The organism is Dankookia sp. P2 (assembly GCF_050632255.1).
Classification (GTDB): Bacteria; Pseudomonadota; Alphaproteobacteria; order Acetobacterales; family Acetobacteraceae; genus Paracraurococcus.
Window position 1 is genome coordinate 2430334 of sequence record NZ_CP192581.1, and the last position, 12420, is coordinate 2442753.

A 12420-nucleotide genomic window follows, 5' to 3' on the forward strand; every position below is an offset into this window, starting at 1 on the left:
CCCCCGAGGGATCGGGGCTTTCCCTTTTCTCATCAAGGCCTTCTGGCCGGCACCGTCTCCACGGCGATGTCCTGCCTCGTGCTGAGGGAGGGCTGCGGGGCGAGTTTCGCGGGATTTGTGCCGGCGTTTGTGCCGGCGCCACCGGCTCATCTTGGCGGCGCGCCTGGGCCGAGGTGGTGCTGCTCCATGCCTTCCCCGACGACGTGCGTCGCATGTTGTACACGACCAACGCGATCGAGGCTCTGCACGCCGAAGCTCCGCAGCGCCGTCCGGATCCGCGTCAATTTCCCCGACCGCCGAAGCCGCGCCGAAGTTGCTCTATCTCGTCTTGAGCAGGACCGAGCGGGAGTGGAGGATGCCGCCCCGCGAATGGGTCATGACCGAGGCCCAGTTCGCGATGCTCTTCGGCCAGCGATTCACCAAAGCCCTGGCCTGACCGGGTCGTTCAACCGACCGGCCACACACAAAATTCCTGACACTCCTCCTGTCAGGGCGGCATCCGTACCGAATCACCTTGGTTCGCGGAATCCTTCGCCGCAGCGGGCAGAAGGAAAGTCACCTCAGTGCCTCGTCCTGGCTCGCTCCGAGATCCTGACCGTTCCGCCTGACTGCTCCGCAAAACCGTATGCTTGGCTCAGCCCCAACCCGGTGCCTTCGCCCCGAGGCTTGGTCGTGAAGAACGGCTCGAATACACGCCCAAGCACGTCTTTGGCGATGCCCGTGCCTGTATCGCGGAGGTAAATGGCGACGACGCGGCCCGTCATGGCCACTGCGCCGCTGTGCAGCGTCAATTCCGCGCTTCAATTTCGAGCACGCCGCCGTCCGGCATGGCATCACGGGCGTTCAACCCGACATTGAGTAGCGCAAGTTCGAACTGCGCCGCGTCTACCCGGATCGGCCAGAGGCCATCTTCTAGGCGAAGGATGATCCGGATGCCGCTGGGGAATGACCGGCCGAGCAGGTCCGCCACGTCGCGCAACGCCTTGGATGTGTCGATGACCTCGGGGCGGGTCGGAAGGTCGCGCGAGAAAGCCAGCAGGTGCTCCGTCAAGCCGGCCTCGCTTCTCTGCCGCGGCGCCAATCTCGGCAAGGATGTTCCTGAGTTCCTTATCATCGCCTGCCGACGCGCTCGCCAGCCTGATGCCGCTCAGGACGATCTGGATGAGGTTGCGTGAAGTTGTGGGCAATGCCGCCCACGTGCTGGCCGGATGGCCTCCAGCCTTTGCATCTGGGCCATCTGTTCCCGCATCTCCTCCATCGACCGTTGCGACTGAAATCGCTCAGTGATGTCGCGGGTAATCTTGGCGAAGCCAATCAGCGTGCCTGATCTCGTCGCGGATGGCATCGATCACCACGCTTGCCCAGAACCGATTGCCATCCTTCCGTACCCGCCAGCCCTCGGCCTCAAATCGGCCCGTCGTCCTGGCCTGCTCCAGGGGCAGCCTCCGGTACACCGGTTGCACGGTCCTCGGCGGTGTAGAAGCAGGAAAAATGCTGGCCGATGATCTCCTCGGCCTCATAGCCCTTGATCCGCCTCGCCCCGGTATTCCACTCGGCAACCCGGCCATCGAGGTCGAGCATGAAAATGGCGTAGTCGGTAACCCCTTGTACCAACAGACGAAAGCGGCGCTCGCTTTGCCGAAGTGTCTGCTCCGCCTCGTGGCGCGGGGTAATGTCACGGGTGATCTTGGCGAAACCGACAAGTTGGCCGGTATCGTCGCGTACCGCATCGAGCACCGCTAGCGCCCAGAAGCGGGACCCATCCTTCCGCACGCGCCAGCCTCGGCCTCAAATCGACCATCTCGGCGCGCGGTCTCGACCGCCACCTCGGGCAGGCGAGCGCGGCGATCCTCCTCGGTGAAGAAAATAGCGAAGGGCCGCCCGATGACCTCGTCGGCGGCGTAGCCTTTGATTCGCTGCGCGCCCGCGTTCCAACTGTTGATGCGATTCCCTCGGGGTCGAGGAGGTAGATGGCGTAGTCCACCACCGCCTCGACGAGCAGGCGATAGGTCCGATCTTCCTGGGCCGATCGACGGCGCGTCATCCTGCTCGCAACCCTTCTGACCCGGCAGGGAGGGCACCACCGCGGGTGCAGCTTTCAACGCCGAGCGTCAAGAGCAGGGTGATGACGAAAAAGGGAGGCCGCGCATCTTTTTTGCGACTGCTTCTTGCCCTGCAATGGTCGGCGGAAACCGATACAATAACGCGGTGTGAGCGTGCCAGGATGCACGGTCGACCATGCACAGACCCCGCCACTCCGGGTCTGAAGCGGGAGGGACTGCGCCATGTCGTGGGAAGGATCCGATGCCCTCCGTCTGGAACGCGGAGCGCCTACGAAGCGCAGCCGAAGCGGCGGGCATCGGCCTGTGGTCCTGGAACGTCGATACCGACGAGATCGCCATGGATGCGCGCAGCCATGCTCTTGGGGTGCGCCGCGGACGGCCCATTCACGTTCGCCGACTTGTCGGTGCAGCATTTTCCCCGCCCGATCTCGATCGAGTGAAGACTGCATTCGAAGCGACCCGGACGACGCCAGGTCCCTACCAAATAGACTTCCGTATCCTTCACCCGGACGGCATCCGGTGGGTGTCAGCCCGCGGGCGCGGTGCCGACGAGGGCGATCGTCGGCCGAATTCATGTTCGGCGTGTTTCTGGACAGTACGGCACGCAAGGAGGCCGAGGAGGCCCGCGAGATGCTGGCGGGCGAGTTGAGCCATCGGGTCAAGAACTGCTCGCGCCATTGCGGCCAGTCTGACCTCGATGAGCTGCGCGCTCCGCCGCGACAACGACGGAGATGGAGCGCCGACCTGCGGCAGCGTTTCGGCCACGCTGGGCCGGGCGCACGATCTGATCCGGCCCATACCTGCGGAGCGGACGCCAAAGGCTGCAGGCCAAGCTCGGTGACCTGTTTACTTGTCCTACCGCGCCCTACGACACCAAAGGCAGCATCGGTGAGCGCATCCGGGGTATCGGTGCCGGAGGTGCGGGTAGGTGAAGCGGCCGCTACGGCGCTCGCGCTGATCGTCCACGAGCTTTGCGACGAAATCGATCAAGCATGGTCGCTGTCCGCGCGCGCGGCACGCTCGACGTGACATGCGAGGAGGACAACGGTGAAATCCTGATAGTCTGGACGGGGAGCGGGGCGGCCCACGGGTGACTGCTCCCGCCGGACCTGGTGGCTTCTCGGCAGCAAGCTGCTCGACCAGAGCCTCCGCCAGCAACTCGGTGGTTCCATCGCCTATGATTGGCAAGCCAGGTGCGCGCCGTTGTCGCGTTGCGGATGAGTAAGGCGCGTCTGGCGTCCTAACATGTCAGCCAGCACTACGGCCGTAATCCCTGGGGCGAGAGGTGGGTTCATCCCGAAAAGCTGTCTCAGTCCGGCGCGAACTCCAACGGACACCAAACCGTGTTTCGATGTGCATTCCGCTGAGCAATCACCATATCGTGCTGCGCCGCACAAAAATAGTTCGGATTAGCAACATGAATTTCGCCCTTCCTCCTAGGGCGGCCCCTGGATTGCCCGCGCCATCCCTCGCCGCCTTCCTGCGCCCTTGCCGCCATTGTCCTTCCTATTGTCGTCACGCCCGCTGTCCTGGCTCTCCACTGCGTTGGCCTTGGCCGCGATCGGTGCCGCCGTCCTGGCGGCCGTCTCGCGGCGGCGCTCCCAGGAGACCTCGGCCTCCACCACAGCCTCTCGTGGGGAGCTAGCGGTCTCGGCAGACACTCCGGCCGGCCTTTTCTCCGCGAGCATGCAATCGGGCCGCCCGGCGCGGTGTGCGGATGCGCGTCCCGTGACGCTGGCCTTACAAGGCGGCGGCGCCCTCGGTGCCTTCTCCTGGGGCGTGCTCGACCGCCTTCTCGACGAGCCTCGCGATCTGCGTCAGGGCGGTCAGCGGCGCCAGCGCCGGGGCCATGAACGCCGCCATGCTGGCCCAGGGGCTTGCTACCGGAGGACCGGGCGAGGCCAAACGCCTGCTTGAAGTCTTCTGGCGCCGCGTTGCCACTACATCCGGCTCACCGCGACGTGTTCGCGGCCGGGGTCCTCCTCCCGTTCGCCGGGATGATGTCGCCGATGGCCGACGCAGTGCGACAGGCCGTGCGGGGGCTGTCGCGGGCTCAAGTCAATCCGCTCGGGCTCAACCCGCTTCGGGGCGTGCTCGACGGCCTGCTCGACCTCTCCGCCTTCGGTTCCTCGAGCGCGCCCACCCTGGTGGTTTCCGCTACCCGCGTGGCGGACTGGCGAGGCGCGGCTGTTCCGCGGCCCCGAGGTCACGGCCGATGCACTGCTGGCTTCGGCCTGCCTGCCACAGTTGTTCCCGGCGGTGGTGATCGACGGCGAGGAATACTGGGATGGCGGCTACGGCTGCCAACCCGCCGCTGCGGGCGCTGGTCGAGGCCGGCGCGCCCGCCGACATCGTGCTGGTGCGCACCACGCCCCTGGAGCGGCCTGATCTGCCGCTCGGTGCGTCCGGCATCGCCGAGCGGGCCGACGAGATGGCGCTCGGCGCCGCGCTGCGGCAGGAGCTGCGCTCGCTCGCCTTGGCGCAGCACTTCCTGGCGGACCTTCCCGCCTCGGCAGTGGGGAGCCTTGGCTCGGCTGCGTGATGCCCGAATGCACGTCATCGGGGCCGAGAAAGAATCCTCGCGAGCTCAAGGCGGGGAGCCACCGCGACGCGAGTTGGAGCTTCCTGCGGATATGCGGGACCCTCGGCCGCGGCGCCGCCGACCGCTGGCTTGAAGCCGATCTTGCCTCGGCGGGCGTCCGCTCGACGATGGACGCTCAGTCCGGCTACGCTGGTTCGGTCCCCGAACCCATCCCCGCTGACGGGTCGGTCGTCGTGGCCGTCCGTGAGTACGGGCTGTACGCACCGTCGCCGGATGCTTCGCTCTCGGTGGGTTCGGGTCGGCGCCGCTTGTGCTCACTCCGCCACGGCCCGGGGCGTAGCCGACCTCGCGGCCGGGGCAAGCAAGCCATTCCCTTCTCGGTCCGCGGCGCGGCCGCTGCCAGGCCGGGCTCTGGAATGCCTCGAAATCTTGCCCCTGATCCTTCCCCGACGATCACGCCCCTCACTGGGCTCCAGACTTTCGACCGGGATTCGCACCTCCACTCCGCCCACCGTCCGGATTGGACACGGGGTTGCTCGCTCAAAAGCACCCGCTGGACCCTCGGGGAGAGCATTGGCGCTCGATGCTGCCGCGGAGCCCCATCTCCTCGACCGCTGCCACAGATCGGCACGCTGATGGGGCGTCAGGTGATCCGCAACCAGCCCCAGCGCGTGGTCGAGCAGAGCGATGAGGTCACGGTCCAGGCGGGTGTCGGAAGTCGGGGAGTGTTGGCGCGGCCAATCGCAGCACGTGGGGATTCTGGCTGCAAGGGTGCTGGACCGCTGGCGCTTGCTATCTGCCAATGCAATTCTCCGGGTTTTGCTTGGACAGGCTGAACCCCCGGTGTTCAGGGATCGATAGCCGGACAATCAGGCGGCAATCTCCCCCTCTACATCATCGTCCTCATCTTCGATGTCGCCCTCGATCTTCCCGCGTCTGCGGTCATCCGTGTGGGTAAGCCGCGCAAGAGCAGACTGGGGATTAGTCGTGACGATCTTCTGGCCAGTGGCTGTCAAGTCGCGCACAAGGGCGGTGCGCGTTCCCGGAAGGTGGTGCGGCGTTCTTCGGACCGCAAAGTTGTTCGAGGTTCCAGACCCGATCGGCAACGCGTCGCAGCGAGGCGAGTTGCGGCAGCTGATCTGCGACGAGGAATGCGATCGAGCCCTAAACCAATTGGATCTGGCAACGCGCAGCATTCCATTCTGGAAAAGCCACGCGATTCCAAGTGCTCGTCCGACTGGTTGCAATTCATCACGGCTACGGACTCGGCGGAACGGCGCAGGCGCGGTAAATCCCGGATCGGGTGCTTCAGTTCGCCCCAATGCTGCGCGAAGGCGCCGGCCGAAGATCGCCGCCCCGGCCCTTTGCGGCAGGCGGAGATCGCTTCCTCGAAGCGCGTCGCATGCGCGCAAGAGCGAGATCATGTAGTCCACGGCCTCCGCCATGTAGTTGCTGCCCTGGATCACAGCCGACAGTCTGGCCAGTGCTGGATCTAGCTGCGAGAGCCGTTCAAAATGCGACAGACGCGCTTCGTCGATCGGATCACCGTTGAGCAGCGCCTCGGTAAAATATGCCGCGGCAGAGAATGCCCAGTTGCCCATAGAAGCTCTTGTCGCGCGCGCGGTCGCCGGCCCGGTAAAGGCGCGACGGACAGTCCTGCACCGCAGCGCGCAGCAGATCGCGCGGATCGGCTTCGTCGATCGAGGCAGTGACCTAGCAGCGTCGGACAGCGCCGCATCCACGGCGGGATGAAGGCGCAGGTCTCGATGGCGTGAACGTCCTCACGTGGCGCGACGATGAGCCACGTGATCAGGCTCGGTCGCGCCCGCGCCACGGCACTCATTCTGCCCGCCAGATCGGAAAAGATGAGGAGGAGGGGTGCGCGCTCGCGGTGAGTTCCGCTTCGGCTCGATTCCATCCATGTGTGATACTCAGATTCGGAACTCTGACAGTGAAATCGCCAACACGGCTGCGTTGAGTTGGGCAGCCCGGCGGCCGCTCCAGCAGTGAGCGTCCGTACCAGATTTGACCCGCGCCGCCGAAACGCATCGGTGGTACGCCTATAGATGGACATCATCGAGGCAGTCATGCGTCGGAGCGTGCATATGTTTGTTGCTGGGTTGCTGCTTGGCGCTACACCTCTGAGCACGACCGCGCAGCAGGCTGTGAATTTTGAGAGACCGATATTCACCACGCAGGGCACCGCGCTGTGCGCGAGCCAGAGCCAAGTTGCGGCACTCCGCCGAGCATTGGATGACCAGGACCGTGCGACGATCGAGCGCATGGTTACCGGACCATGCATCCTCGTAGGGCCGAATCTGCGCCTGACCGTGGTCGCTCCCCCGGCAGCTATGATCCAGACGTCGAGGTGCGGGTCGGTCCTACCCTGGTCTCGATCGCACGGTGCCCCGCGGCAATGCCTGGACCCTGAAGGTGTTGCTCCGAAATTAGCAGCTTGGCTGCTTCGATAAAGGCCGCATTGCTCCCACGCCGGCCAGCACACCATCCGGTGGGGGTCACGGCGGTCGACGACGTCCTGGCCGCGGCCGATCATGGAGGCCGTCCCTCGGCTTCCATGCCGCGCCGATGCGCCCTCCATCAGCCGTGGCAGCAGGTACCCGCTACGAGCAGGCCAGCAGCACGGATTCAGTCTCGGTGGCTGGGTTGTCGACCGCGGCCATGACCGCAATCTTGGCATCGCCGATCGGGAGACGGCGCACGGAACGCCCCTGCACCCCGCCGCGCGGGCAGCCGCGACAACGCACCTGCCAAAGGCCGCCGGCTGCTGTCGCCGACTGGCGACGGCCTGGACGGGGAGGCCAGTGCTGGAGCCGGCAATTGCCAAACAGATATCGGTAGCATCCAGCAATATGCTCGCAGAGCCACCGCCTCCCAGCGCCGGCAGCGATTCCAGTAGGGCACGGCGGGCCAAAGGTGACGTGGAGAAATGCATGCATTCCATCGCGGTCGTGCCGGCATTGAGCACCATCTTCTCATCAATCCCCGCCTGTTTGCGCTGTTGATGCAAGACGCCTTGGGGTGGAGCTGGTACGACCTTCGGCTCCATATGGACTGCGGTCAGCGGTATCGCCCGCGGATGAAATGAGAGCGACGATCGCCATCCTGTTCTGCTGTCTTCGCGGCGGATCATCGGCTGGACGGTTGCGATGCTGGGAGTGTGATCGAAGGTCCGGCCACGGGCCTGCGGCCCGTTCCCGTCCCGCTCTCCCTCCACCGCTCGCGCCTGTGGAGCAATCGCTCTCGGGGGTCGAGCCCCTGCTGCGCAGCGGGGGTGCCGGCCAGGGCAGAATGCGCGAAGTCCCATAGGACGCGCAGGTGGGAGAAGGAATTACCCCTAAGTATCCATCCTTACAGGTCTAATTGGCGAAGTGACCTACGGGGGAATTCCTCAGGCATATCTGCCTTGGCCAGCCGCGCAGCGGCATCTGCGCGACGACCCCGGCCAGTCGTGCAGCCACCCGACTTCCCAAGGGGAGGTCCGGTCGACTGGACCGGTATCCGCCGGGTAACCGCCAAAATCTCTTCTCCTTGGACCAGCGATGGGTCGAAAGAGCGAGCACGAGCGAGATGTTCGACCTATTGCCCGCGGGCGTAAGCCGAAAGGCGAACGGGCGCGCGCCAGAAATATGCGGCCAGCCCCATCACTGGAGAGAGCAATCCCGCCGATCGTCGACCCGACGAGGAGGATAATCATCAGCAGGGTCGCGCAGGTCGTCACCGCCAGCCAGTCGTCGGATCCGTTTGACGACGATCAGATGGCTGGATCGTGCCACCGAACGGTGGGCGACGATATCGCCATGATCGCCACGATCGCCCCCAACCCTCGGCCCGACCCCAAAGTCAGGACCAACGAGGTCGCTGGCAGCCATTGATGGGGATCGGCCCATGGAGGCAATCAGGCCGGCTCCAGCCGATCTTAAAATGCGCAATCCGAAGGGGCGTGGGGGTTCGAGTCCCCGGCGGGCACTCCCCGCTGGCCGCAGGGATTAGTGGATATGGCCGGCCTGCTGGTCGCCGCTTTCGAGGGCGCTGGCATAGAGCAACCAGCCCCAGTCACGCGGCAGCATCTCCTGCAGCAGCGTCAGGTGCGGCGCGACAAGGTCGGGCGCGGGCATACCGGCCAAGATGCGGGCCTGGCGCAGGCGGCGGGCCGTCGCGCCCCTCCCCGGCCGAGGCCGTGCCAGATGATGCCGGAGGAAGGCTCGACCAAGTCGAGGCCGAGTTCGTTCGCATGCAGCCAGGCTCGGCTACCGGCGGCAGCGGCGGCGTGGCCGCGGCCGCCGGCGAGCGCGAGTGCCCGCAGCGCCATCGGTCCGATGCTGTGCTGCTGCGCCGACAACACCGGGTAGCGTTCCACGACCTCTCCCCGGCGGCTATCGTGCTGCGCCCACCACTGGCCAAGCGGGCCCTGCGACGCCACCATCACGCTGCCGACGCGGTCGGCCAACAGGCGGCGTTCCGGATCGCCCAGCACCGTCGCGGCAAAGGCCAGGGCTTGCAACGCGAAGGCCTGGTCGCTGAAATCGGCAATGCGCCGGCGCAGCCGCAAGCGCAGCGGAGCGGCGGCGGAGGCATGGGCGAAGAGCAGCGTCTCCCGGTCCAGCTCGGCTTTCCAACTCGCGCAGCGCCGCGATGGTCGCCGGGCGCAGCGCCGGCACATCGGCATGCAGCAGGCCGCTGACCAGCCAGGCGATCTCGGTCGTGGTCATCCCGGGCAGCGCCAGGTCGAGTTCCTCCGGCGCGAAGCCGGCTTCCGCCAGCAGGGAAAGCGGCGCCAGGGCGCGCAGCGCGCCATTGGCCCACAACGCCAACCCGACCGCGCCCGGCTGTGCCTCGTCCCGGATAGCGGCGGCAAGGCGGCGACAGAGACCGGCGGCATCGGGCAACACGGCGCGCGGTGGAATGCCGGCGCGGCCGAGGCCGATGAGGCAGATGGCGGAGCCGGCCAGGGTTTCGGGCCCGGCGACCGGCACCCAGGCCGCATCGCGTACCTGCCGGGCGCAAGCGCCCGCTGCGCGGATCGAGGCAATCGCGCAGCCGGGCGATGCAGAGATCCTGCAGGTTCTCGATACGGGTGGCGAGGGCCTGGCTCATCGGACGCTCCGTCAGTGGGGCGGCACCGCGGCAGGCATTGGCGCGGCTCCCCACTGGCTGGGATTGGCCGTCCCGCTGCCGCGGTCCCCGCGGAGCAGCGGATGCCTTACCCCGCATCCACCCCTCTGCCGGCGGAACTGATAGGGGGAAGGATGAAGAGAATCTGTAACCAACCCGTGTTGCGCCGCACCCTGACGCGCACGTGAAATCGCGTGATTACTTCTGCAAGACGTAGGTCCCCGGCGCGTCACCCAGCGGCGGATGGGTATTGCTGCCCATGCCCGGCGGCTTGACCTTGCGGCCCGATCGCTCAGCCAGCCAAGCGGACCAGTCCGGTCCACCAGCGTTGCCGTCATGCTTCACGGCAGCGCGCGCCAAGCGCCCGCGGTCTCTGCGCCGGGCTCGGATGTCCAGTAGCTTCCCTTGCCGCCCGGCGAGGTTGATGACCCCGGCGATATGGCCGGAGGAGCCGAGGATGTAACGTACCTTGCCTCCCGCGAGCCGGCTGATCTGCGCAAGCCGCGTCCCAGGGCACGATGTGGTCCTTCTCCGCGCCTACCGCATAGATGTCCTGCCTAATGGCGCCGAGGTCGAGCGGTTGGCCTTTCAGCACCACACGGCCCGGGACCATCAGGTTGTTCTCGACATAGGTGTTGCGCAGGTACCAGGCATGCGCGGCGCGGGCCATGCGGGTGCCGTCGCTGTTCCAGTAGAGCAGGTCGAAGGCCGGCGGCTTCTCCCCCAGCAGGTAGTTGTTCACCACATTCGCCCAGATCAGGTCGTTCGAGCGCAGCAGGTTGAACATGTTGGCCATCTCGCGGCTGTCGAGATAGCCGCGCTGCATCATCTGCGCCTCGATCGCGTCGATCGCCCCGTCGCCGAGGAAGATCGCGGTGTCGCCGACGCGCGAGAAGTCCTGCAGCGAGACCATGAAGGTCACGGCGTTGAAGCGCTTGTCGCCTTCGGCGGCCAGCCAGGCCAGCACCATCGCCAGCAGCGTGCCGCCGATGCAGTAGCCCATGACGTTCAGCGTTTCGGAGCCCGTGATATCGCGCACCACGTCGCTGGTCTCCAGCACGCCGAGGTCCATGTAGTCCTCGATCGTCGTGTCCTCCATCGACGCATCCGGGTTGCGCCAGGACACTACGAAGACGGTGAAGCCCTGCTTGACCAAGAAATCCACCAAGCTGTTCTTCGGCTGCATATCCATGATGTAGAACTTGTTGATCCAGGGCGGCAGGATCAGCAGCGGCCGGGCATGCACATTGGGCGTCTGCGGAGTGTATTGCAGCAGCTCGACTAGCTTGTTCCGGTGCACCACCTTGCCCGGCGTCAGCGCCAGGTTGCGGCCGGGCGCGAAGGCATTCTCGTCCACCATGCTCAGCCGGCCGGCCTGCAGGTCCTCCATCAGGTTGCGCGCGCCATTGGCCAAGCTTGCGCCGCCGGTCTCCATCGCCCGCTTCAGCGCCACCGGGTTGCTGGCCAGCAGCAGGGTCGGACTCATCGCGTCGACGAATTGCCGCAAGTGGAACTCCAGCCGTTGCCGCTCGGCGGCATCGAGGCCAGGGCTTGTCTTGCCACGCTGCACCAGCCAATCGGAGGCGAGTAGATAGGCTTCCTTCAGCGTGCGGAAGACCGGGTTGGCCTGCCATTCGGGCGCAGCGAAGCGCTTGTCATGGGCCGGCTTGCCTCCCTGCTCCACCCTCCGGCGGCGCCTCTCCCATCCAGCGCTTGCCGGCTTCCCCCAAGCCTCGAGCGCGGCGCGGAAGACATTGGCACCGAGCGCCGTGGCGGAGGCGATCGTCGCCGCCGGGTCGGAGAAGGATTGCAGCCATACGATGCGCAGCGCCCGGGCGACCTCGGCCCAGTCCACCGGGATCACATCCCGCATCGGATTGGCGTTCCACATTGCATCGACCGATTTCAGCAGCGGGTCGCGGTCGACTAGCGACTTGGCTTGACGCAGCGCCTCGGCCACCGCGGCGTCGCTCAGCGCGCCCGCGCCCTGGACGCCCGGCATCATCGGGGGCATCGCCGCGGTCCATGAGGCAAGCGAGGCGAGCATCAGCCTCGGCACCCGGGATAGTGCCGAAGCCGCCCGGCTTGCGGTCCGCGCCGCTCTCGTTCTCGGCCATGCTCATGCCCTTCCCAATCTAGCCTGTCATCGCGGCACCGGGCCCTTGCCAGCCCGGCGCTCGGCCGGCGTCCTGCCGCGCGCGCCCAGCATGCGGCATGGCGGCGTGGCGGCGAAGCGGGAATGATCCAGCGCAACATCCGCTTGCCGCCCTGGCCGGACTGCTAAAGCACCCCGTCGCGGGTCGGGTTCACCGGCTTGTCCTCGCGCAACTCCCGCTTGCGGCGGCGCAGCTGCTTGGCGACGTGTTCCAGCGCCAGGGCGAAGGCGGCCGGAGCCGCGGCGTGCTCGCCTTCCCCGTCGAAATAGAGGCCGCGTCCGCTGTGGATGCGGATGGCGCAGCCGAAGCCGCCCTTGCCGGTGCGCGAGAAGGTACAGGTGACATCCTCGGCCTTGTCGAAATACTTGCGGCCGAGCGCCTCGAGCTGCTCGGTCGCATGCCCGCGCAGCGTGTCCCCGACATCGACCTGGTGGCCGGAGACGATGATGCGGGAGACGATGTCCTCGATCGGCGGCTTCGGCTGCATGTGGCGTCCCTTTCCCCTATGCCTCGGCCCCCGAACGCC

Annotated in this window: 15 protein-coding genes and 1 pseudogene; 4 read left to right on the plus strand and 12 right to left on the minus strand. The window is 66.5% G+C overall.

Going from position 1 to position 12420, the window contains the following annotated elements; genetic code table 11:
• Positions 1-137 precede the first annotated feature (137 nt).
• Positions 138-436 (plus strand): annotated as a pseudogene (locus ACQ86J_RS14530) (transposase); the annotation flags it as partial.
• A 124-nt stretch (positions 437-560) separates the two neighbouring features.
• On the opposite strand, the gene ACQ86J_RS14535 reads toward ACQ86J_RS14530, so the two are convergent.
• The 5 genes from ACQ86J_RS14535 to ACQ86J_RS14555 form a co-directional block, all read right to left on the minus strand.
• The gene (locus ACQ86J_RS14535; protein WP_431271647.1) at positions 561-764 is read right to left on the minus strand and encodes an ATP-binding protein; all 204 of its coding nucleotides are present in this window, start codon (positions 762-764) and stop codon (positions 561-563) included.
• 23 nt (positions 765-787) lie between these two features.
• A complete protein-coding gene (locus tag ACQ86J_RS14540; protein WP_431271648.1) occupies positions 788-1051 on the minus strand; it encodes a hypothetical protein in 264 nt (87 codons plus the stop codon).
• A gap of 353 nt (positions 1052-1404) precedes the next feature.
• Positions 1405-1737, minus strand: coding sequence for a PAS domain-containing protein (locus ACQ86J_RS14545; protein WP_431271649.1), 333 nt, complete (start codon positions 1735-1737; stop codon positions 1405-1407).
• 2 nt (positions 1738-1739) lie between these two features.
• Positions 1740-2084, minus strand: coding sequence for a PAS domain-containing protein (locus ACQ86J_RS14550; RefSeq protein WP_431272408.1), 345 nt, complete (start codon positions 2082-2084; stop codon positions 1740-1742).
• A 247-nt stretch (positions 2085-2331) separates the two neighbouring features.
• A complete protein-coding gene (locus ACQ86J_RS14555) occupies positions 2332-2568 on the minus strand; it encodes a hypothetical protein (RefSeq protein WP_431272833.1) in 237 nt (78 codons plus the stop codon).
• On the opposite strand from ACQ86J_RS14555, the gene ACQ86J_RS14560 reads away from it, so the two are divergent.
• On the plus strand, positions 2500-2712 hold the full coding sequence (locus ACQ86J_RS14560; RefSeq protein WP_431272409.1) for a hypothetical protein: 213 nt from the start codon (positions 2500-2502) through the stop codon (positions 2710-2712). The genes ACQ86J_RS14555 and ACQ86J_RS14560 overlap by 69 nt on opposite strands.
• Positions 2637-3092, plus strand: a complete 456-nt coding sequence (locus tag ACQ86J_RS14565; protein WP_431272834.1) for a hypothetical protein — start codon at positions 2637-2639, stop codon at positions 3090-3092. The genes ACQ86J_RS14560 and ACQ86J_RS14565 overlap by 76 nt, the downstream gene beginning before the upstream one ends.
• Positions 3093-3499: 407 nt before the next feature.
• On the opposite strand, the gene ACQ86J_RS14570 is transcribed toward ACQ86J_RS14565, so the two are convergent.
• Positions 3500-3685: a hypothetical protein gene (locus ACQ86J_RS14570; protein ID WP_431271650.1), complete on the minus strand. Its 186-nt coding sequence runs from the start codon at positions 3683-3685 to the stop codon at positions 3500-3502.
• Positions 3686-3803: 118 nt separating this feature from the next.
• Complete coding sequence (locus ACQ86J_RS14575; protein WP_431271651.1) at positions 3804-3926, minus strand: hypothetical protein; 123 nt, start codon at positions 3924-3926, stop codon at positions 3804-3806.
• 424 nt (positions 3927-4350) lie between these two features.
• Here ACQ86J_RS14575 and ACQ86J_RS14580 point away from each other — a divergent pair, with 424 nt between their 5' ends.
• The gene (locus tag ACQ86J_RS14580; protein ID WP_431271652.1) at positions 4351-4605 is read left to right on the plus strand and encodes a hypothetical protein; all 255 of its coding nucleotides are present in this window, start codon (positions 4351-4353) and stop codon (positions 4603-4605) included.
• A gap of 869 nt (positions 4606-5474) precedes the next feature.
• On the opposite strand, the gene ACQ86J_RS14585 is transcribed toward ACQ86J_RS14580, so the two are convergent.
• From ACQ86J_RS14585 to ACQ86J_RS14605, 5 genes are all read right to left on the minus strand, one after another.
• Entirely contained in the window at positions 5475-6206 is a 732-nt protein-coding gene (locus tag ACQ86J_RS14585; protein WP_431271653.1) for a hypothetical protein, read from the minus strand.
• 2406 nt (positions 6207-8612) lie between these two features.
• A complete protein-coding gene (locus ACQ86J_RS14590) occupies positions 8613-8741 on the minus strand; it encodes a hypothetical protein (protein WP_431271654.1) in 129 nt (42 codons plus the stop codon).
• A 258-nt stretch (positions 8742-8999) separates the two neighbouring features.
• The gene (locus tag ACQ86J_RS14595; protein WP_431271655.1) at positions 9000-9599 is read right to left on the minus strand and encodes a hypothetical protein; all 600 of its coding nucleotides are present in this window, start codon (positions 9597-9599) and stop codon (positions 9000-9002) included.
• Positions 9600-10072: 473 nt separating this feature from the next.
• Entirely contained in the window at positions 10073-11752 is a 1680-nt protein-coding gene (locus ACQ86J_RS14600) for a PHA/PHB synthase family protein (protein WP_431271656.1), read from the minus strand.
• A 266-nt stretch (positions 11753-12018) separates the two neighbouring features.
• Positions 12019-12381, minus strand: coding sequence for an HPF/RaiA family ribosome-associated protein (locus ACQ86J_RS14605; RefSeq protein WP_431271657.1), 363 nt, complete (start codon positions 12379-12381; stop codon positions 12019-12021).
• Positions 12382-12420 lie beyond the last annotated feature (39 nt).